Origin of the sequence: Pseudomonas veronii (genome assembly GCF_001439695.1) — a bacterium.
Lineage (GTDB): Bacteria > Pseudomonadota > Gammaproteobacteria > Pseudomonadales > Pseudomonadaceae > Aquipseudomonas > Aquipseudomonas veronii.
The window spans coordinates 85,306-103,552 of record NZ_JYLL01000005.1 but is presented as its reverse complement, the minus strand read 5'-3'; the positions used below and the strand labels follow the sequence as shown (position 1 = coordinate 103,552).

General features: G+C 60.0%; 24 protein-coding genes. 10 read left to right on the top strand and 14 right to left on the bottom strand.

The genetic code is table 11. From position 1 onward, the window contains the following. Positions 1-100: 100 nt before the first annotated feature. The 8 genes from hisG to TU80_RS08385 all read right to left on the bottom strand — a co-directional run bounded on the left by hisG (position 101) and on the right by TU80_RS08385 (position 5,570). The gene (hisG, locus tag TU80_RS08420; protein WP_017845970.1) at positions 101-736 is read right to left on the bottom strand and encodes an ATP phosphoribosyltransferase; all 636 of its coding nucleotides are present in this window, start codon (positions 734-736) and stop codon (positions 101-103) included. Positions 737-892: 156 nt separating this feature from the next. Next, the gene (murA, locus tag TU80_RS08415; protein ID WP_017845971.1) at positions 893-2,158 is read right to left on the bottom strand and encodes a UDP-N-acetylglucosamine 1-carboxyvinyltransferase; all 1,266 of its coding nucleotides are present in this window, start codon (positions 2,156-2,158) and stop codon (positions 893-895) included. Between the two features lie 23 nt (positions 2,159-2,181). Further along, the gene (locus tag TU80_RS08410) at positions 2,182-2,421 is read right to left on the bottom strand and encodes a BolA family protein (protein ID WP_057004258.1); all 240 of its coding nucleotides are present in this window, start codon (positions 2,419-2,421) and stop codon (positions 2,182-2,184) included. A gap of 114 nt (positions 2,422-2,535) precedes the next feature. Then, on the bottom strand, positions 2,536-2,841 hold the full coding sequence (locus TU80_RS08405) for an STAS domain-containing protein (protein ID WP_017845973.1): 306 nt from the start codon (positions 2,839-2,841) through the stop codon (positions 2,536-2,538). Then, the gene (locus TU80_RS08400) at positions 2,838-3,485 is read right to left on the bottom strand and encodes an MlaC/ttg2D family ABC transporter substrate-binding protein (protein WP_046384674.1); all 648 of its coding nucleotides are present in this window, start codon (positions 3,483-3,485) and stop codon (positions 2,838-2,840) included. Before TU80_RS08400 ends, TU80_RS08405 begins: the two co-directional genes overlap by 4 nt. Positions 3,486-3,496: 11 nt before the next feature. Further along, positions 3,497-3,964 (bottom strand): outer membrane lipid asymmetry maintenance protein MlaD, encoded by a 468-nt coding sequence (gene mlaD / locus TU80_RS08395; protein ID WP_017845975.1) that lies wholly within the window; start codon positions 3,962-3,964, stop codon positions 3,497-3,499. Further along, positions 3,964-4,761, bottom strand: coding sequence for a lipid asymmetry maintenance ABC transporter permease subunit MlaE (gene mlaE / locus TU80_RS08390; protein ID WP_017845976.1), 798 nt, complete (start codon positions 4,759-4,761; stop codon positions 3,964-3,966). Before mlaE ends, mlaD begins: the two co-directional genes overlap by 1 nt. Beyond that, a complete protein-coding gene (locus TU80_RS08385) occupies positions 4,761-5,570 on the bottom strand; it encodes an ATP-binding cassette domain-containing protein (protein ID WP_003171811.1) in 810 nt (269 codons plus the stop codon). The genes mlaE and TU80_RS08385 overlap by 1 nt, the downstream gene beginning before the upstream one ends. Before the next feature lie 314 nt (positions 5,571-5,884). Here TU80_RS08385 and TU80_RS08380 point away from each other — a divergent pair, with 314 nt between their 5' ends. The 10 genes from TU80_RS08380 to TU80_RS08335 all read left to right on the top strand — a co-directional run bounded on the left by TU80_RS08380 (position 5,885) and on the right by TU80_RS08335 (position 12,908). Then, positions 5,885-6,859, top strand: a complete 975-nt coding sequence (locus tag TU80_RS08380; RefSeq protein WP_017845977.1) for a KpsF/GutQ family sugar-phosphate isomerase — start codon at positions 5,885-5,887, stop codon at positions 6,857-6,859. Continuing rightward, positions 6,860-7,384, top strand: a complete 525-nt coding sequence (locus TU80_RS08375; protein ID WP_017845978.1) for a KdsC family phosphatase — start codon at positions 6,860-6,862, stop codon at positions 7,382-7,384. 8 nt (positions 7,385-7,392) lie between these two features. Beyond that, positions 7,393-7,965, top strand: a complete 573-nt coding sequence (gene lptC / locus TU80_RS08370; protein WP_046384675.1) for an LPS export ABC transporter periplasmic protein LptC — start codon at positions 7,393-7,395, stop codon at positions 7,963-7,965. Next, on the top strand, positions 7,952-8,485 hold the full coding sequence (gene lptA / locus TU80_RS08365) for a lipopolysaccharide transport periplasmic protein LptA (protein WP_046384676.1): 534 nt from the start codon (positions 7,952-7,954) through the stop codon (positions 8,483-8,485). Before lptC ends, lptA begins: the two co-directional genes overlap by 14 nt. Beyond that, positions 8,485-9,210, top strand: coding sequence for an LPS export ABC transporter ATP-binding protein (gene lptB, locus TU80_RS08360; RefSeq protein WP_017845981.1), 726 nt, complete (start codon positions 8,485-8,487; stop codon positions 9,208-9,210). The genes lptA and lptB overlap by 1 nt, the downstream gene beginning before the upstream one ends. Positions 9,211-9,407: 197 nt before the next feature. Continuing rightward, complete coding sequence (locus tag TU80_RS08355) at positions 9,408-10,901, top strand: RNA polymerase factor sigma-54 (protein WP_026139902.1); 1,494 nt, start codon at positions 9,408-9,410, stop codon at positions 10,899-10,901. A gap of 75 nt (positions 10,902-10,976) precedes the next feature. After that, positions 10,977-11,282: a ribosome hibernation-promoting factor, HPF/YfiA family gene (gene hpf, locus TU80_RS08350; protein ID WP_017845983.1), complete on the top strand. Its 306-nt coding sequence runs from the start codon at positions 10,977-10,979 to the stop codon at positions 11,280-11,282. A gap of 12 nt (positions 11,283-11,294) precedes the next feature. Continuing rightward, a complete protein-coding gene (ptsN, locus tag TU80_RS08345) occupies positions 11,295-11,759 on the top strand; it encodes a PTS IIA-like nitrogen regulatory protein PtsN (protein ID WP_057004257.1) in 465 nt (154 codons plus the stop codon). Between the two features lie 2 nt (positions 11,760-11,761). Then, on the top strand, positions 11,762-12,619 hold the full coding sequence (gene rapZ, locus TU80_RS08340) for an RNase adapter RapZ (protein ID WP_017845985.1): 858 nt from the start codon (positions 11,762-11,764) through the stop codon (positions 12,617-12,619). Between the two features lie 16 nt (positions 12,620-12,635). Further along, positions 12,636-12,908 carry an HPr family phosphocarrier protein gene (locus TU80_RS08335; RefSeq protein ID WP_046384677.1) on the top strand — a complete coding sequence of 91 codons (273 nt, stop codon included), beginning with the start codon at positions 12,636-12,638 and terminating at the stop codon, positions 12,906-12,908. 38 nt (positions 12,909-12,946) lie between these two features. Here TU80_RS08335 and TU80_RS08330 read toward each other — a convergent pair whose 3' ends face one another. From TU80_RS08330 to pmbA, 6 genes are all read right to left on the bottom strand, one after another. After that, entirely contained in the window at positions 12,947-13,840 is an 894-nt protein-coding gene (locus tag TU80_RS08330; protein ID WP_057004256.1) for a ZIP family metal transporter, read from the bottom strand. 33 nt (positions 13,841-13,873) lie between these two features. Next, a complete protein-coding gene (locus tag TU80_RS08325) occupies positions 13,874-14,485 on the bottom strand; it encodes a superoxide dismutase (protein WP_057004255.1) in 612 nt (203 codons plus the stop codon). A gap of 1 nt (position 14,486) precedes the next feature. After that, on the bottom strand, positions 14,487-14,915 hold the full coding sequence (locus TU80_RS08320) for a DUF2753 family protein (RefSeq protein WP_017845989.1): 429 nt from the start codon (positions 14,913-14,915) through the stop codon (positions 14,487-14,489). Between the two features lie 27 nt (positions 14,916-14,942). Then, complete coding sequence (locus tag TU80_RS08315) at positions 14,943-16,319, bottom strand: class II fumarate hydratase (RefSeq protein WP_017845990.1); 1,377 nt, start codon at positions 16,317-16,319, stop codon at positions 14,943-14,945. Then, entirely contained in the window at positions 16,312-16,707 is a 396-nt protein-coding gene (locus TU80_RS08310) for a hypothetical protein (protein WP_057004254.1), read from the bottom strand. Before TU80_RS08310 ends, TU80_RS08315 begins: the two co-directional genes overlap by 8 nt. Before the next feature lie 148 nt (positions 16,708-16,855). Next, on the bottom strand, positions 16,856-18,202 hold the full coding sequence (gene pmbA / locus TU80_RS08305) for a metalloprotease PmbA (protein ID WP_017845992.1): 1,347 nt from the start codon (positions 18,200-18,202) through the stop codon (positions 16,856-16,858). Positions 18,203-18,247: the final 45 nt, after the last annotated feature.

The window sequence follows — 18,247 nt, the reverse complement described above, 5'->3', positions numbered from 1 at the left end:
ACGTCAGCGCACCTTCCCAGCAGTCGTTTCCGCTTGGGCACCTGAGAATTCTGGCTATGAGGCGGATAGACGGGCGCAGCCGTTTGGCTACGCGGGTGAGTCAACCGCGGTGTCGAGACTCCACTGCGTTGCGCAGGGTGTCGATCAACGCCTGGATACGCGCGTGCTGCATCTTCATCGATGCCTTGTTGACGATCAGCCGGGAGCTGATGTCAGCAATGAAATCCTGGGGCTCCAGGCCGTTGGCGCGCAGGGTGTTGCCGGTGTCGACCACGTCGATGATCTTGTCGGCCAGGCCAATCAGCGGCGCCAGCTCCATCGAGCCGTACAGCTTGATGATATCGACCTGACGGCCTTGCTCGGCGTAGTAACGCTTGGCGATATTGACGAACTTGGTGGCCACCCGCAGGCGACCTTTAGGCTCGACATCACCGACACGGCCGGCGGTCATCAGCTTGCACAGGGCAATACGCAGGTCCAACGGCTCGTACAGGCCCTGGCCGCCGTATTCCATCAATACGTCTTTACCGGCGACACCCAGGTCGGCGGCACCGTGTTCAACATAGGTCGGCACATCGGTAGCCCGCACGATCAGCAGGCGAACGTCGTCCTGGGTCGTAGGGATGATCAGCTTGCGGCTCTTGTCCGGATTCTCGGTCGGCACGATGCCCGCTTCAGCCAGAAGCGGCAAAGTGTCGTCAAGGATGCGGCCCTTGGACAGTGCGATGGTCAACATGGGAAACGTCAGTCCTTCATCAGGCTATTGCGGTCTGGTCGCAAACGGCGCCAGACACAGATCGAGGCCATTACAGCCTCGATTTGAAACACATTCAGCCGGAATACGCAATTGCACACCCCGGGCGGGCGCATCCCTGCGCCCGTGCAGCGGGGACTAGCCCGGTACGCGGCGGATCTTCGCGCCGAGCATCTGCAGTTTTTCTTCGATGCACTCGTAGCCACGGTCAATGTGGTAGATGCGGTCGATCAGGGTGTCGCCCTCTGCGCACAGCGCGGAGATCACCAGGCTGGCCGAAGCCCGCAGGTCGGTGGCCATGACGGGCGCGCCCTTGAGCTTGTCGATGCCGGTCACGATGGCCGTGTTGCCTTCGACCTGGATCTTCGCGCCCATGCGGTGCAGTTCGTACACGTGCATGAAGCGGTTTTCGAAGATGGTCTCGATCACTGCGCCGGTGCCTTCGGCAATCGCGTTCAGGGAGATGAACTGCGCTTGCATGTCGGTCGGGAACGCCGGGTACGGAGCGGTCCGCACGTTGACGGCTTTTGGCCGCTTGCCGTGCATGTTCAGCTCGATCCAATCTTCACCGGTGGTGATTTCAGCGCCGGCTTCCTTGAGTTTTTCCAGCACGGACTCAAGGATCGTCGGATCAGTGTCCTTGACCTTGACGCGGCCACCGGTGACGGCGGCGGCAACCAGGTAGGTCCCGGTCTCGATGCGGTCCGGCATCACCTTGTAGGTGGCCGAATGCAGGCGTTTTACACCTTCGACGGTGATGGTGTCGGTGCCGGCGCCGCTGATATTGGCGCCCATGGCGATCAGGAAGTTGGCCAGGTCGACCACTTCCGGCTCGCGCGCGGCGTTTTGCAAGACGCTGCGGCCGTTGGCCAGGGCAGCGGCCATCATGATGTTCTCGGTACCGGTCACGCTGACGGTATCAAAGAAGAAGTTGGCGCCACGCAGGCCGCCTTCCGGCGCCTTGGCCTTGATGTAGCCGCCTTCGACGTCGATGGTGGCGCCCATGGCTTCAAGGCCACGGATGTGCAGGTCGACCGGACGCGAACCGATCGCGCAACCGCCAGGCAAGGCCACTTCGGCTTCGCCGAAACGGGCAACCATCGGGCCGAGCACCAGGATCGACGCACGCATGGTTTTCACCAGCTCATACGGGGCGATCAGGGTCTTGATGGTGCGCGGGTCGATTTCAACCGACAGTTTTTCGTCGATCACCGGCTCAATGCCCATGCGACCGAACAGTTCGATCATGGTGGTGATGTCGTGCAGGTGCGGCAGGTTGGCCACGGTCACAGGGCCATCACACAGCAAGGTCGCTGCCAGGATCGGCAAGGCGGAGTTTTTCGCACCGGAAATGCGGATCTCGCCATCAAGGCGGGCACCACCGGTAATAATCAATTTATCCATAAGAATCTCGACGCCTTGGGGGCTCAGGTGCGCTCGGCCCAGGCCGCGCGGCTGAAAAATTTCATAGTGACCGCATGGATGCTGCCATCGGTGATCCACGGGTTCAAATGGGCATAGACCTGCTGTTGACGCTTGACCGGGCTCAATGCCGCCAGTTCATCGCTAATCACATTCAGCTGGAAGTTGCAGCCTTCGCCTTCAACTTCTACTTTCGTTTCCGGCAGCTTTCCTTCAAGGAAGCTCTTAACTTCTAGGGCCTGCATGCTCAACCTCTATCGGCGCCCAGTGCGCGCGGGTCGCACATCATACAAAAAAGCCCCGCGCCTGCGAACCCCGCATAGCAGGACTCTGACGGGGGGCTTTCTTGAATATGTGTATTAAGGATGCGCCAACAGCTCGGTCAGACCGGAAACGTCGGCAATTTCACGCATGTCGTCGGGCAACGCACGAATGCTCACCGGCTTTTTGGCCGCCTCGGCGTCGCGCATGAAGCACAGCAGCAACGACAAGCCGACGCTGCTGGACTTGGTCACCGCCGAGCAATCGAGCACCAGCGACGGTGCGGTGCTCGCCTGGATCAGCGCCTGCCCCTGCTTGCGCAGGTCGGGCCCGGTGCGGTAATCCAGCACGCCGCTGAGGAACAACTCGCCGGCATCGCCGATACGAACAGCCGCCTCGGTCATTGCGCGGGCTTCCCGGCGGCTTTATCGGTCTCTTCCTTGGCCTTGGCCACTTCACCGGCCCAACCATTGATGGTCTTGTCGAGGTCGTTGCCATTGCGCTGCATCGCGTCGGCGAACTGATCACGGAACAGTTTGCCGATGTTGATGCCGTTGATGATCACGTTACGCAGCTTCCACTCACCGCTGACCTTCTCCAGAGTGTATTGCACTGGATAGATGGCGCCGTTGCTGCCCTTGACGGTCATGCCGACGCTGGTGCGATCGCCCGACTCATCCTTGGCAGGGTCGACAGTGATCCCCTGGTTGTTGTACTCGAGCAGGGCGTTGCCGTAGAACTGAAACAGGCCCTTCTTGAAGTTTTCCTGGAATGTCTGCATCTGCGCAGGTGTCGCCTTGCGCGAATACTTCACCGTCATGATGCTGCGCGAAATGCCTTCGGCATCCACGACCGGGCCGACAATGGTGTTGAGCGAGTCGTAGAACTTGGTAGGGTCTTGCTTGTACTGTTCTTTATTGGCCTTCAGGTCAGCCAGCATTCTGCTGGTCGTGTCCTGCACCAGTTCGTGCGCAGAACCTGCCGCGTTGGCCATCAACGGCAGTGCTGCAAGCAGTACCAGCAGACCACGTCGCAAGGTAGAGATCATGAACAGATTCCTCATTTAGCGTCTTTATTGACCGTATTGAGCAGGAATTTACCGATCAGGTCCTCAAGCACCAGCGACGACTGCGTGTCGTGGATGGTCGAACCATCCTTGAGCAGAGCGGTTTCCCCGCCTACGCTGATACCGATGTATTTCTCGCCCAGCAAACCTGCGGTGAGGATCGATGCCGTGGAGTCAGTCGGCAGATTATCGACCTTCTTGTCCAGTTGCATCGTCACACGCCCGGTGAAGCTGTCGCGGTCCAGATCGATCGCCGTGACCTTGCCGATGGTTACACCGGCCATGGTCACTTTAGCTCTGACAGTCAAACCCGCGATATTGTCGAAGTACGCGTAAAGTTTATAGGTATCGGCGGTGGGGCTGGCCGAAAGGCCGCTGACTCGCAGGGCCAGCAACAGTAAAGCCAGGATGCCAGCCAGCAAGAAAAGGCCGACACCGATTTCCACAGTGCGGTTTTGCATCAGAAATCTCCAAACATCAAGGCGGTCAAAATAAAGTCAAGGCCCAGTACCGCCAGCGAGGCGTACACAACGGTCTTGGTGGTGGCGCGACTGATCCCTTCTGAAGTGGGCTCACAGTCATAGCCTTGGAATACGGCGATCCAGGTCACGACAAAGGCGAAGACAATGCTCTTAATGATGCCATTGAACACATCGCCGCTGAAGTTCACGCTGTTTTGCATGTTGGACCAGTAGGAGCCTTCATAGACCCCCAGCCAGTCCACCGCCACCCACGAACCGCCCCAGATACCCACCACGCTGAAGATCATCGCCAGCAGCGGCAGGGAAATGAAGCCGGCCCACAGGCGCGGGGCAACAATGTACTTGAGCGGGTCCACGCCGATCATCTCGAGGCTGGACAACTGCTCGGTGGACTTCATGTTGCCGATTTCGGCGGTCAGCGCGGAACCGGCACGCCCGGCGAACAACAGGGCCGTGACGACCGGGCCGAGTTCACGCAACAGCGTCAGGGCGACCATCTGCCCCACCGCCTGCTCCGAGCCGTAGCTGGACAGGATATTGAAGCCCTGCAACGCCAGCACCATGCCGATGAAAACCCCGGAAACCACGATGATCACCAGGGACATCACACCAACGGAGTGCAGTTGCTTGATCAGCAGGCCGAAGCTGCCGCCAATGCCGCCACGGCCGAGCAAGGCGTGAAACAGGAATATCGTCGAACGTCCGAGCACTTCGATGATGTCGATGCCGGAACGCCCGAAAAGGCGCACCTTTTCGATAAGAGATGTCTTGCGCATCAGCGCTTCCCCAGAAGATCTGAGCGGTAGTCCGCTGCCGGAAAATGAAAAGGCACCGGGCCATCGGGATCGCCGGTCATGAATTGGCGAATGCGCGGGTTGTCGGCGTTCATCAGTTCTTCCGGCGTACCCTGCCCCAGCACCTGGCCATCACCGACTACATAGAGGTAGTCGGCGATGCTCGCGGTTTCGGCCAGGTCGTGGGAGACCACGATACTGGTGATCCCCAACGCATCGTTGAGCAGGCGGATCAGGCGCACCAGCACACCCATGGCGATCGGGTCCTGGCCCACGAAGGGTTCGTCATACATGAGAATCTGCGGATCGAGGGCAATGGCACGCGCCAGGGCGACACGACGCTTCATGCCGCCGGACAGTTCATCCGGCATCAGGTCGATGGCGCCGCGAAGGCCCACGGCCTGCAGCTTCAGCAACACAATGTCACGAATCATCTCGTCGGACAGTTGGGTATGTACCCGCAGCGGAAACGCTACGTTCTCGAACACATCGAGGTCGGTGAACAACGCACCGCTCTGGAACAGCACCCCCATGTGCTTGCGCGCATCGAACAGATCGCTGCGCGACAACGTCGGCAGGTTCTGGCCGTTGACCCACACTTCACCGGCACTGGGGCGCAATTGCATGCCCATCAAGCGCAACAGGGTGGTCTTGCCGCAACCGGAAGGCCCCATGATGCCCGTGACCTTACCGCGGGGAATGCGAATATCGACGTTATTGAAGATGCTGCGCGTCCCGCGCTTGAAGGTAAGGCCCTTCAGCTCGACCGCGTAGGCGTTATCGGCACTCATCTAAACTCCTTGGGATGCAGCCTCTCACTCAGACACCACGTTGGCGACAAACGTTTGCAACGGTTGCGCAACAACAGTTAGCCACATGGGCTGGGCGGACCGAACTGGCGGCGAACTATATCACTGCTGGTGCGGAGCCCCCAAGGCCGGAACAGCGCTTGTTCAGATTGGAGACAGGGAAAAATAGTTGCCGACTATGTTACCGAGGAATGAATCTGAAGCGCCTGACGACTAAAGGCTGACGAACTTGCGTGAGGGAATTGATCATTACCGCTATAATCGCCGACTTTTCGTCAGGCTATACGATTTCAGACATGAGCCAATCCAGCGATCTTATCCAATCCGCACAACGCACCATCCGCCTCGAGCTTGAAGCCGTAGAAGGCTTGCTGGCCCATATCGACGTGGATTTCGTACGCGCCTGCGAGATGATTCTGGCCAGCAAAGGCCGCGTTGTCGTGGTCGGCATGGGCAAGTCCGGTCACGTCGGCAACAAGATCGCCGCCACCCTGGCAAGCACCGGGACCACGGCGTTTTTCGTCCACCCGGCCGAAGCCAGCCACGGCGACATGGGCATGATCACCAAGGATGACATCATCCTTGCACTGTCCAACTCCGGCACCACCAACGAAATCGTGACCTTGCTGCCGTTGATCAAACGCCTGGGCATCCAGATGATCAGCATCACCGGCAACCCGGAGTCGACGCTGGCCAAGGCCGCCGAAGTGAACCTGAATGTTCATGTGACCGCTGAGGCCTGCCCGCTGAACCTGGCGCCAACCTCTTCCACCACCGCCGCGCTGGTCATGGGCGATGCCCTGGCCGTGGCGCTGCTGGAAGCACGTGGGTTTACGGCGGAAGACTTCGCGTTTTCCCATCCGGGCGGCGCACTGGGCCGACGCCTGCTGCTGAAAGTGGAAAACGTCATGCATTCCGGCGATGAACTGCCCCACGTACAGCGCGGCACCCTGCTGAAGGACGCACTCATGGAGATGACCCGCAAGGGCCTGGGCATGACCGTGATCCTGGAAGCCGACGGACGCCTGGCCGGCGTATTCACCGACGGTGACCTGCGCCGCACCCTGGACCGCACTATCGATATCCACACCGCCACCATTGATGCGGTGATGACTCCCCACGGCAAGACCGCACGCGCAGAAATGCTGGCGGCCGAAGCCCTGAAGATCATGGAAGACCATAAGATCGGCGCGCTGGTGGTGGTCGATGGCAATGACCGCCCGATCGGCGCCCTGAACATGCACGACTTGCTGCGTGCGGGAGTGATGTAAATGACCAGCGACCTGTTGCAACGCGGCAAGCACATCAAATTGGCGATTTTCGACGTTGACGGCGTGCTGACCGATGGCCGCCTGTACTTCCTCGAGGACGGCAGCGAATTCAAGTCGTTCAACACCCTCGACGGCCAGGGCATCAAGATGCTCATGGCGGCGGGCGTGCAAACCGCGATTATCAGCGGTCGGAAAACCCCGGTTGTGGAACGCCGCGCACAAAACCTGGGGATTCCTCACCTGTATCAAGGCAGGGAGGATAAACTAGTCGTTCTGGACGAGCTTCTTGGCCAACTGAACCTAAGCTATGAGCAGGTTGCCTACCTGGGCGACGACCTGCCCGACCTGCCGGTGATCCGCCGGGTGGGCCTGGGCATGGCTGTCGCCAATGCGGCGGCATTTGTTCGCGAGCATGCCCACGGCATCACCACGGCCCGTGGCGGCGAAGGCGCCGCCCGCGAGTTCTGCGAGTTGATCCTGCGTGCCCAGGGCAGCCTTGAAGCGGCCCACGCCGCCTACCTATAGAGCGTTTTATGCTGAGCAAAAAGATTCGCAACTTCCTGCTATTCGGGGTCATCGCCGCGCTGCTCCTGGCGGTTGGCTACTGGAATATCAGCCCGGAGCGCTTTCTCGACCAGCCTGTGGCGCAGGTTGACCAAGGCGCTATCGACTATTACGCCACCAATGCCTACAGCGTGCAGTTCCTGCCCGATGGCAAGGTGCAGTATGAAATGAACTCGGACAAGGTCGAGCACCTGAAAGCGTCCGAAGTGACCCTGCTGACCAACCCCGATTTGAATCTGTATCGCGGCACCGAATTCCCCTGGCACGTCACCAGCAAGCGTGGCGAAGTCAACCCGGACGGCACCGAAGTGGAACTGATCGACTCAGTGCGCGTCGCACGGACCGACGCACAGAACCGCGACACCATCATCACCAGCAGTCGCATGACCGTATTCCCACAGAAGCAATATGCGCAGACCGAGCAAGACGTTAGAATCGACGGCGCTGGCGGTGTATCGACTGGCAAGGGAATGAAAGCGTATTTGAAAGAAAGCAGGATACACCTGCTATCGAACGTAAGAGGACAGTATGAGGCTCGTTAAAACCCTCCCTATTTTGCTCAGTCTGGGCGCAGCACTGGGAAGCGTGAGCGCCTGGGCTCTGCCGAACGATAGCCAGCAACCGATCCACATTTCGGCCGACGATGCACAGCTCGATGACAAGCAAGGCGTCGCGACCTACACCGGCGGTGTGATCATTACCCAGGGCTCGATGAAGATCACCGGCAACACGGTGACGCTGACTCGCACCCCTGCTGGCGACATTGACGTCGTGACCTCGGTGGGCAACCTGGCCTACTTCGAACAGAAGCAGGCTGCCACCGACACCGCCCCGATGAAGGGCTACGGCAAAACCATCCAGTATCACGCCCAGCAAAATCGCATCGTGCTGATCGACCAGGCCAAGGTACTCAGCCCCGACGGCAACTCCACGGAAGGTGAAAAAATCACCTATGACACCGTGAAGCAGGTTGCCAACGCCGGTCGCGCCAACGGCACCAAGGTCACCGCACCGCGTCCACGTATCGACATGGTTATCCAGCCGAAGAAGAAGGCCGAGTAATGGCAACCCTGAAAGCCCAGCATCTGGCCAAGGCCTATAAAGGCCGTCAGGTCGTGCGCGACGTCAGCCTGTCGATCGACAGCGGCCAGATCGTCGGCCTGCTTGGCCCCAACGGTGCCGGCAAGACCACCTGTTTCTATATGATCGTCGGCCTGGTCCAGGCGGACCAAGGTCGCATCCTGATCGACGACCTCGACGTCAGCCACCAGCCGATGCACGGCCGTGCGCGCGCCGGTATCGGCTATCTTCCCCAGGAAGCGTCGATCTTCCGCAAACTGTCGGTTGCCGATAACATCATGGCGATCCTCGAGACCCGCAAGGAACTCGACCGCGACGGCCGCCGCAAGGAGCTGGAAAGCCTGCTGCAGGAATTCCACATCAACCACATTCGCGACAACCTCGGCATGAGCTTGTCCGGTGGTGAACGCCGCCGCGTGGAGATTGCCCGCGCCCTGGCCACTGCACCGAAGTTCATCCTGCTGGACGAACCGTTTGCCGGTGTCGACCCGATCTCGGTCGGCGACATCAAGCAGATCATCCATCACCTCAAGGCCAAGGGCATCGGTGTACTGATCACCGACCACAACGTCCGCGAGACCCTCGATATCTGCGAAACCGCGTATATCGTCAACGATGGGCAACTGATTGCCGAAGGCGATTCGGCCACGATCCTGGCCAACGAACTGGTCAAGGAAGTGTATCTGGGCCACGAGTTCCGCCTGTAAGCCTGCCTGGAAAAAAAGGCGGTGGCAGGCCGTTCGCCAAGGTGCGCGGGAGTCAATGAAAACCTCCGGATTTTTATTGTTACCGCGCTCTAGGCAAAGCCCCCGATATCAGGCATATAATTTGCTTATGTTTGGCGCTCACGCGCCCTGTCGTGGATGGCGCATTGCGCCGGCGAATAAGGTGTTAAGCCCCTGCCATGAAACCATCGCTAGTCCTGAGAATGGGCCAGCAGCTGACGATGACACCGCAGCTGCAACAGGCCATCCGCCTGCTCCAATTGTCGACACTGGACCTGCAACAGGAAATCCAGGAAGCCCTGGAGTCCAATCCGATGCTCGAACGCCAGGAAGAAGGCGACGACTTCGATAATGCAGACCCGCTGGCCGACAACATCGAGCAAAAACCCAATTCCGACGTGCAGGAACCCTCTTACCAGGAAACCGCCCCTACGGTGGACAACCTGGAGGAAGGCGAATGGAACGAACGTATTCCCAACGAACTTCCCGTGGACACCGCCTGGGAAGACGTCTACCAGACCAGCGCCAGCAGCCTGCCCAGCAATGATGACGACGAGTGGGATTTCACCACCCGCACCTCCGCCGGCGAGAGCCTGCAGAGCCACTTGCTGTGGCAATTGAACCTGGCGCCGATGTCCGACACCGATCGCCTGATCGCTGTGACCCTGATCGACTGCATCAACAACCAGGGTTATCTGGACGAGACACTCGAAGAGATTCTTGAAGCCTTCGACCCGGAACTGGACATCGAACTGGACGAGATCGAAGCCGTCCTGCACCGCATCCAGCAGTTCGAGCCCGCCGGCATTGGCGCGCGCAACCTCAGCGAGTGCCTGCTGCTGCAATTGCGCCAGCTGCCCGCCAAGACCCCTTGGCTCGTTGAAGCCCAACGCCTGGTCACCGACTACATCGACCTGCTGGGCAGCCGCGACTACAGCCAGCTGATGCGCCGCATGAAGCTCAAGGAAGACGACCTGCGCCACATCATCGAGCTGGTGCAGAGCCTCAACCCGCGCCCGGGCTCGCAGATCGAGTCCAGCGAAGCCGAATACGTCGTCCCCGATGTGATCGTGCGCAAAGACAACGAACGCTGGCTGGTGGAACTGAACCAGGAATCGGTGCCGCGCCTGCGGGTCAACCCGCAATATGCCGGTTTCGTGCGTCGCGCCGACACCAGCGCCGACAACACCTTCATGCGCAACCAGTTGCAGGAAGCGCGCTGGTTCATCAAGAGCCTGCAAAGCCGCAACGAAACCCTGATGAAAGTGGCCACGCAAATCGTCGAGCACCAGCGCGGCTTCCTTGAGTACGGCGACGAAGCGATGAAACCGCTGGTCCTGCACGACATCGCAGAAGCGGTGGGCATGCACGAATCGACGATTTCCCGGGTAACGACGCAAAAATTCATGCATACCCCACGGGGTATATATGAGCTGAAATACTTTTTCTCCAGCCATGTCAGCACCTCCGAAGGCGGCGAATGCTCGTCCACGGCGATCCGCGCAATCATCAAAAAACTGGTTGCCGCGGAAAATCAGAAAAAGCCGTTGAGTGACAGCAAGATCGCTGGTTTACTGGAGGCACAAGGCATTCAGGTCGCCCGTCGAACCGTCGCCAAGTACCGCGAGTCCCTTGGGATCGCGCCTTCCAGCGAGCGTAAGCGTTTGATGTGACGGGCAGGCCACAGCGTTCCAGTGGCAGGCATCTCTGCCTGCCGCTTTATGCACTGGCAACGAAGGAGAAGCTGTATGCAAGTCAATATCAGTGGACACCAACTGGAAGTGACCGACGCGCTGCGCACCTATATCGGCGAAAAACTCAAACGAATTGAGGGGCATTTCGACAAGATCACCAACGTGCAAGTCATTATGACTGTCGAAAAGCTGAAGCAGAAAATCGAAGCCACCTTGCGTATACCCGGCGGAGAAGTCGTCGCCAATGCTGAGCATTCTGATATGTATGCCGCCATTGACGACCTGACCGACAAGCTGGATCGCCAAATCAAAAAGCATAAGGAAAAGCAGCAGAGCCTCCTACAGGGCACCGGCCGCTAACACTCCCCACCCATGATCCGACTTGAAACCATCCTGACTCCCGGCCGTTCCCTTGTGAACGCGCCGGGGGGCAGCAAGAAGAAAGCCCTCGAACAGATTGCCAACCTGATCAGCAAACAAGTGCCTGAGCTGGAGATGCAAGATGTCTACGAGGCTCTGATTGCCCGTGAAAAACTCGGCTCGACCGGTTTTGGTAACGGCATCGCCATTCCTCACTGCCGCCTCAAAGGCTGCGAGACACCTGTCAGCGCCCTGCTGCACCTGGACGCTCCCATCGATTTCGACGCCATCGACGGTGCCCCGGTCGACCTGCTGTTCGTGTTGCTGGTCCCGCAAGCCGCCACCGATGCACACCTGGAACTGCTCCGGCAGATCGCCAGCATGCTTGACCGCAAGGAAGTACGCGACAAACTGCGCAGTGCCAGCAGCAATGAGGCGTTGTATCAGGTTGTCCTGGCTGAACAAATCGAGCAGTAATCATGCGTTTGATCATCGTCAGTGGCCGCTCCGGCTCAGGTAAAAGCACCGCCCTCAACGTTCTTGAGGACAACGGCTTCTATTGCATCGACAACCTGCCCGCCGGCCTGCTGCCGGAGTTGGCGGAGCGCGCGCTGATCCACACCGAACTGGCACAGCCACTGGTCGCCGTGTCGATCGACGCCCGCAACCTGCCCAGCCACCTCTCGCGGTTCCCGGCACTGCTTGAGGAAGTGCGCGCCAAGCACATTCACTGTGATGTGCTGTACCTGGACGCAGACGAAGAAACCCTGCTCAAACGCTTCTCCGAGACCCGTCGACGTCACCCCCTCAGCAGCCCGCATCGTTCGCTGGCCGAAGCCATCGAGGACGAGACCAAGCTGTTGGGGCCGATCATTGACCTCGCCGACCTCAAGATCAACACCACCAGCCTCAACCTGTACCAACTGCGCGATGCCATCAAGCTCCGCCTGCTGAACCAGCCCGAGCCCGGCACGGCCTTTCTGGTCGAGTCGTTTGGCTTCAAGCGTGGCATGCCGGTGGACGCCGATCTGGTATTCGATGTGCGCTGCCTGCCCAATCCTTACTGGAAGCCGGAGTTGCGGGACCAGTCGGGGCTGGATCAGCCGGTGGCGGACTACCTGGCCGCGCAACCGGATGTCGAGGAGATGTTCCAGGACATCTCCAGCTACCTGCTCAAATGGCTACCGCGCTTTGCCGCCAGCAACCGAGCCTATGTCACCATTGCCATCGGCTGCACCGGCGGCCACCACCGTTCCGTCTACCTGACCGAACGCCTGGGCCAGATGCTGCAACAAACCCTCAAGAACGTCCAGGTTCGCCACCGCGACCTTAGCTGAAAGGAACACCCCCGCGATGCCCGTTCTGGAAATTGAAATCATCAACAAGCTGGGCCTGCACGCCCGCGCCTCAGCCAAGTTCGTCGGCATTGCCGGGCAGTTCCCCTGCCAGGTTCGCGCTGGACGCACTCCGGAAACCATGGTCGACGGCAAGAGCATCATGGCGATGATGATGCTCGCCGCCGGCAAGGGCACCAAGATTCATTTGAAGACCGAAGGTGAGCAAGAGCAGGAAGCGATGGCGGCCTTGACCAAGCTGATCAATAACTTCTTTGATGAGGGTGAATAAACCCACCCGACGAGACAGAGGCTGAAGCCGCAACAGCTTCAGCCCAATGCAGTATCCATCACCATCATCAAGCAAAACCCGATGCACAGTCCCAGGCTGGCGAGCTTTTCATGGCCATTGCGCCGCGATTCGGGGATCACCTCGTGAGTGACCACCAGCAGCATCGCGCCAGCAGCCAACGCCAAGCCTAACGGCAGCAGCACCTGCGCCAGACTCACCAACCAGGCACAAAGCACTGCGAATATCGGCTCGACCAAGCCCGAAGCCGCACCGATCAGGAACGCCTTGAACCGCGACATCCCTGCTCCGGCCAGCACCAACGCAATCACCAAGCCTTCGGGCACATCCTGCAAAGCGATGCCCATGGCCAGGCTGTCGGCATCCGGCATGCCGCCGCCCGCCGACACGCCAACCGCCATACCCTCCGGGATGTTGTGCGCGATGATGGCAAACACGAACAGCCAGATACGTGGCGGGATCACCGGATGCTCCGGCGTACCGACCAGCATTTCCGGGCTGGCCCCGGAGACCTTGCGATCGACCAGGTACAAGCCGAACGCTCCCAGCATGATGCCAATGCTGATCAAGCCACTCGCGCCCCAAGGGCTGAGCCCCAGGCCTTCAGCGGCGGCAATGCCCGGCGCGACCAACGAAAACGCCGTGGCCGCGAGCATCACGCCGGCACCAAAGCCCAGCAAGGTATCGCTCACTGCTGCTGGCATGCGCCGGATAACCAACACCGGTACGGCGCCCAACGCGGTGCCGAGCGCACAGATCGCCCCACCTTGCAGGGCCCGCAGGATGCGCGGCTCCAGGTCCAGCCAGGCGAATCCTTGAGCCACCAGCAATGCAATACCTGCCAATAGCAGCAGCGAGCCAAATGCGTAACGAAACATTCGCACGCTGCTGATCGCCAGTGTTTCAGTACCCATGGTCGGCCTTAGGTCGTGTTATACGGCGTGACATCAGGCCAGGGCGGCCTGGTAGCGGGCGGCGACTTCCGGCCAGTTGATGACACTGTAGAAGGCATTGATGTATTCAGGACGCCGGTTCTGGTACAGCAGGTAGTAGGCGTGTTCCCACACATCCAGGCCGAGGATCGGTGTGTTGCCGCTCATCAGCGGGCTGTCCTGATTGCCGCTGCTCTCCACCACCAGGGTCTTCTGCGGGGTCACGCTCAACCAGGCCCAGCCGCTGCCGAAGCGGGTCAATGCGGCCTTGGTGAAGGCCTCCTTGAAGCTGTCGAAACCGCCCAGTTGCTCATCGATCGCCTGGCCCAGCGCGCCATCGGGTTTGCCGCCGCCTTTGGGTGACATCACCGCCCAGAACAACGAGTGGTTGGCATGCCCACCGCCCTGATTGATCACCGCGGCGCGCAGTTGCTCGGGCAGTTGCTGGACGCTCGACACCAGCTTCTCTACCGGCCAGCCCGCAAACTCGGTGCCCTCCACGGCGGCATTGAGGTTGTTGATGTAAGTCTGGTGGTGCTTGGTGTGGTGAATTTGCATGGTTTGTGCATCGATATGCGGTTCCAGGGCATCGTAGGCGTAAGGCAAGGCAGGCAAGGTGTAGGACATATCAGTGTGCTCCGTATTGAGGAGGGGTCGGTTGCGCCGCAGTACCGCCCAGCAAGCGATGGGTACGGGGGTATTCGCCGTGATCGCTGATGAAATTCAACAGTTCGACGTAGGTCTTGCTGCTCTGGCGCAACGCCGCGTCGCGCAGTTGCGGGCTGAGGCGCTGGTCCTGCAGCGCCTGTAACAGCCGTTGGTGGATGGCACAGAGGTATTCCGCGCTTTCTTCCGGCTGGTTCAGGCGCAGGTGCAGGTCCGCCAGGTTGTGATGGGAAATGACGCAAGCCGCCACTGCTTCGTCGGCGTTCGCCCAGCGCTCGAACAACACTTGAGCCAGGGCCAGCGCTTGTAAATAGGCTTCGCGAGCGTCGACCAACTCGCCCTGCATAAAGCAGCGATTGGCCCGTTCGATCGTGCGTTTCCAATGCTCCATGGTCAGCCTCCAAAGCAGGGTCGGTGATTACACGCCGCCGGCTGTGAGCTTTTCCGGGTCCAGCAGGACTTCCAGTTGGCTACGCGGCAAGTCGGTGTGCTCGAGGGCGACATCAATCACCGGGCGACCTTGCTGATAGGCTTGCTTGGCGATTTCAGCGGCCTTTTGGTAACCAATGATCGGGTTGAGTGCGGTCACCAGGATCGGATTGCGCGACAACGCTTCCTTGAGCTTGGCCTCGTTGACCTTGAAACTGGCAATGGCCTTGTCCGCCAGCAGGCGGCTGGAATTGGCCAGCAGTTCGAGGCTGCCGAGCAGGTTCTGGGCGATGATCGGCAGCATCACGTTCAGCTCGAAGTTGCCGGATTGCCCGGCAATGGTGATCACCGTGTCATTGCCGATGACCTGTGCGGCGACCATGGCCGTCGCTTCCGGAATCACTGGGTTGACCTTGCCCGGCATGATCGAAGAACCGGGCTGCAACCCTTCCAGTTCGATTTCGCCCAAGCCCGCCAGGGGCCCGGAATTCATCCAGCGCAAGTCGTTGGCGATTTTCATCAATGACACAGCGATCGCTTTCAACTGGCCGGAGACGGCGACGGCGGTGTCCTGGGAGCCGATCAACGCGAAGAGGTTCTTGCCCGGCGTGAATTGCACGCCGGTCAGGCTGCTCAGTTGTTGGCTGAAACGCAGCGCAAACTCCGGATGCGCGTTGATCCCGGTACCGACAGCCGTGCCGCCCTGGGCCAGGGCTTGCAGGCTGGGCAACAGGTCCTGCAGGTGCGCGATATTGGCCTTGAGCTGCTGCGCCCAGCCATTGAGCACCTGGCTCATACGCACGGGCATGGCGTCCATCAGGTGCGTGCGACCGGTCTTGATGAAGGGGTGGACCTCTTCGGCCTTCCGTTCGATGACCTGCACCAGATGCAGCAACGCCGGCAGCGTTTGCTCATGCAGCACCAACGCCGCACTGACGTGGATGGTGGTCGGGATGATGTCGTTGCTGCTTTGGCCGCAGTTCACGTGATCGTTGGGGTTGACCGCCTCACCAAGCAAACGGCTGGCCAGGGTCGCGATCACTTCGTTGGCGTTCATATTGGAACTGGTGCCGGAACCGGTCTGAAAGATATCCACCGGAAAGTGCGGCATGAAGTCACCGTCCAGCAAGCCCAGGGCAGCATCGACAATGGCCTTGCCCTGCCCTTCGCTGATCTGCTTGAGGTCGACGTTGACCTTGGCCGCTGCCACTTTGGCCAGGATCAGCGCACGAATGAACGGCGCCGGCATGCGCTGGTGGCTGATCGGAAAGTTGTTCACCGCGCGCTGGGTTTGCGCGCCGTACAAGGCCTCGGCAGGGACTTGCAGTTCACCCATACTGTCGCGTTCGATACGGTTATTACTCATCGGAAGATCCTTGCACCCAGTCAGAAACGGAAATCGAAGGCAGCAATTCGCACGTCGCCAATTGCCAGGCAAAGGCCTGCCAGCGCTTGAGGCGGCAGGCACAATGGGAGAGTGTTTCCAGGTCGCGCAGCGGGCGCCAGGCCTGGTCCAGGCACTGGGACCGCCAATGCCACGGCAAGGCAATGTCCGTGGCGGTGTCGATCAGCAGGCGGAAAGCCGTTTCAGCGATCGTCCACGGATGAGTCGCGGTGCAACAGGCGAGGTATCGACCTTCATTGAGGTAATGTTCGATCAGGCGCGGTTCATTGGGCTCGAGGCAGCAGCGAATCTGACGACTCATCCAACGCCAGCTTTCCAGGTAGGGGTCCTCATGCAGGACAGCATTCATGATCCGCACTCATTCGATAATGATATTTATTATTAAATGATATTGATAATCAACACAAGAGTGACAAGCCAATCAACCGGGAATGCAGCCACAAAAAAAGGCGCGCCATCCTGCAGATGGCGCGCCTTTTGGTGAAGCGTCGGAAGGATTAACTGCCGGCGACTGTCATCCGCTCGATCAGGACCGAACCTGTACGGATATTGCTGCGCAGCTCCAGGTCGTTACCCACGGCAACGATCTGCTTGAACATGTCGCGCATATTGCCGGCGATGGTCACTTCCTGGACAGCAAACTGAATCTCACCGTTTTCTACCCAGAAACCCGCCGCGCCACGGGAATAATCACCGGTGACCATGTTCAAGCCCTGACCCATCAATTCAGTCACCAGCAGGCCACGCCCCATGCGTCGCAACAGCGCCGCCTGGTCTTCCTCGCCGTGGGTCACGAACAGGTTATGCACGCCGCCAGCGTTCGCGGTGCTCGGCAGGCCCAGTTTGCGCCCGGCATACGTGCCCAGCACGTAGGAGACCAACTCACCGTTTTCGACGAACGGCTTGGCATAGGTCGCCAGGCCATCGCCGTCGAACGACGAACTGCCCATGGCCCGCATCAGGTGTGGACGCTCGTCGATGGTCAGCCACTGCGGAAACAGCTTCTGGCCAATCGCACCTTCGAGGAACGACGATTTGCGGTACAGGTTGCCGCCGGAAATCGCCCCCAGGAAACTGCCGAACAGACCGCCGGCCAGCTCCGCCGAAAACAGCACCGGCACTTCACAGGTCGGCACGGGGCGCGCGCCCAGGCGGCTCGCGGCACGTTGCGCGGCACGCCGGCCAATGCTGACCGGGTCGGCCAGCAACTCGCCCTGACGATTCACGTCGTACCAGTAATCGCGCTGCATCTGGCCGTTGGCTTCGGCGATCATCACGCAACTCAGGCTGTGACGCGTCGACGCATAACCGCCGATAAAACCATGGCTGTTGCCGTACACGCGGCAGCCCTGGTGGGTGCTCAAGGTGGTGCCGTCGGCATTCTTGATCCGCGGGTCGGCATCGAACGCCGCCGCTTCGCAGGTCAGCGCTTGTTCGATGGCTTGTTCCGGGGTGATGTCCCAGGCATGGAACAGGTCGAAATCCTGCAGATCCTTGGCCATCAACGCCTTGTCGGCCAGGCCCGAGCTTTCATCCTCGGACGTGTGCTTGGCAATCGCCAATGCGGCGGCCACCGTCTCGCGAATCGCTTCCGGCCCACTCGCCGAGGTGCTGGCCGAGCCTTTGCGCTGGCCGACGTACAAGGTGATGCCAAACCCCTGGTCGCGGTTGAATTCGACGGTTTCGACTTCCCGCTGACGTACCGACGTCGACAGCCCCTGCTCCAGGGACACAGCCACCTCGCAGGCACTGGCCCCCTGGCGCTTGGCCTCGGCAAGGATCTGCTCGACTTGTTCCTGCAGTGCCGGTAACGCTTGCGGACCGACGCTTTGGGCTGCACTCATGGTTTTCTCCACTCAAATTCTGCTTTCGGTTAAGGCCATCGAGCG

Excerpts from the sequence above, each read along its gene's own strand:
- hisG (WP_017845970.1), bottom strand. The coding sequence starts at position 736 with ATGTTGACCATCGCACTGTCCAAGGGCCGCATCCTTGACGACACTTTG.
- TU80_RS08335 (WP_046384677.1), top strand. The coding sequence starts at position 12,636 with ATGCCCGTTCTGGAAATTGAAATCATCAACAAGCTGGGCCTGCACGCC.
- murA (WP_017845971.1), bottom strand. The coding sequence starts at position 2,158 with ATGGATAAATTGATTATTACCGGTGGTGCCCGCCTTGATGGCGAGATC.
- hpf (WP_017845983.1), top strand. The coding sequence starts at position 10,977 with ATGCAAGTCAATATCAGTGGACACCAACTGGAAGTGACCGACGCGCTG.
- TU80_RS08315 (WP_017845990.1), bottom strand. The coding sequence starts at position 16,319 with ATGAGTAATAACCGTATCGAACGCGACAGTATGGGTGAACTGCAAGTC.
- TU80_RS08385 (WP_003171811.1), bottom strand. The coding sequence starts at position 5,570 with ATGAGTGCCGATAACGCCTACGCGGTCGAGCTGAAGGGCCTTACCTTC.
- rapZ (WP_017845985.1), top strand. The coding sequence starts at position 11,762 with ATGCGTTTGATCATCGTCAGTGGCCGCTCCGGCTCAGGTAAAAGCACC.
- TU80_RS08320 (WP_017845989.1), bottom strand. The coding sequence starts at position 14,915 with ATGGAGCATTGGAAACGCACGATCGAACGGGCCAATCGCTGCTTTATG.
- TU80_RS08405 (WP_017845973.1), bottom strand. The coding sequence starts at position 2,841 with ATGACCGAGGCGGCTGTTCGTATCGGCGATGCCGGCGAGTTGTTCCTC.
- TU80_RS08400 (WP_046384674.1), bottom strand. The coding sequence starts at position 3,485 with ATGATCTCTACCTTGCGACGTGGTCTGCTGGTACTGCTTGCAGCACTG.
- lptA (WP_046384676.1), top strand. The coding sequence starts at position 7,952 with ATGAGGCTCGTTAAAACCCTCCCTATTTTGCTCAGTCTGGGCGCAGCA.
- mlaE (WP_017845976.1), bottom strand. The coding sequence starts at position 4,761 with ATGCGCAAGACATCTCTTATCGAAAAGGTGCGCCTTTTCGGGCGTTCC.
- ptsN (WP_057004257.1), top strand. The coding sequence starts at position 11,295 with ATGATCCGACTTGAAACCATCCTGACTCCCGGCCGTTCCCTTGTGAAC.
- TU80_RS08310 (WP_057004254.1), bottom strand. The coding sequence starts at position 16,707 with ATGAATGCTGTCCTGCATGAGGACCCCTACCTGGAAAGCTGGCGTTGG.
- mlaD (WP_017845975.1), bottom strand. The coding sequence starts at position 3,964 with ATGCAAAACCGCACTGTGGAAATCGGTGTCGGCCTTTTCTTGCTGGCT.
- TU80_RS08330 (WP_057004256.1), bottom strand. The coding sequence starts at position 13,840 with ATGGGTACTGAAACACTGGCGATCAGCAGCGTGCGAATGTTTCGTTAC.
- TU80_RS08410 (WP_057004258.1), bottom strand. The coding sequence starts at position 2,421 with ATGCAGGCCCTAGAAGTTAAGAGCTTCCTTGAAGGAAAGCTGCCGGAA.
- TU80_RS08380 (WP_017845977.1), top strand. The coding sequence starts at position 5,885 with ATGAGCCAATCCAGCGATCTTATCCAATCCGCACAACGCACCATCCGC.
- TU80_RS08325 (WP_057004255.1), bottom strand. The coding sequence starts at position 14,485 with ATGTCCTACACCTTGCCTGCCTTGCCTTACGCCTACGATGCCCTGGAA.
- pmbA (WP_017845992.1), bottom strand. The coding sequence starts at position 18,202 with ATGAGTGCAGCCCAAAGCGTCGGTCCGCAAGCGTTACCGGCACTGCAG.
- lptB (WP_017845981.1), top strand. The coding sequence starts at position 8,485 with ATGGCAACCCTGAAAGCCCAGCATCTGGCCAAGGCCTATAAAGGCCGT.
- lptC (WP_046384675.1), top strand. The coding sequence starts at position 7,393 with ATGCTGAGCAAAAAGATTCGCAACTTCCTGCTATTCGGGGTCATCGCC.
- TU80_RS08355 (WP_026139902.1), top strand. The coding sequence starts at position 9,408 with ATGAAACCATCGCTAGTCCTGAGAATGGGCCAGCAGCTGACGATGACA.
- TU80_RS08375 (WP_017845978.1), top strand. The coding sequence starts at position 6,860 with ATGACCAGCGACCTGTTGCAACGCGGCAAGCACATCAAATTGGCGATT.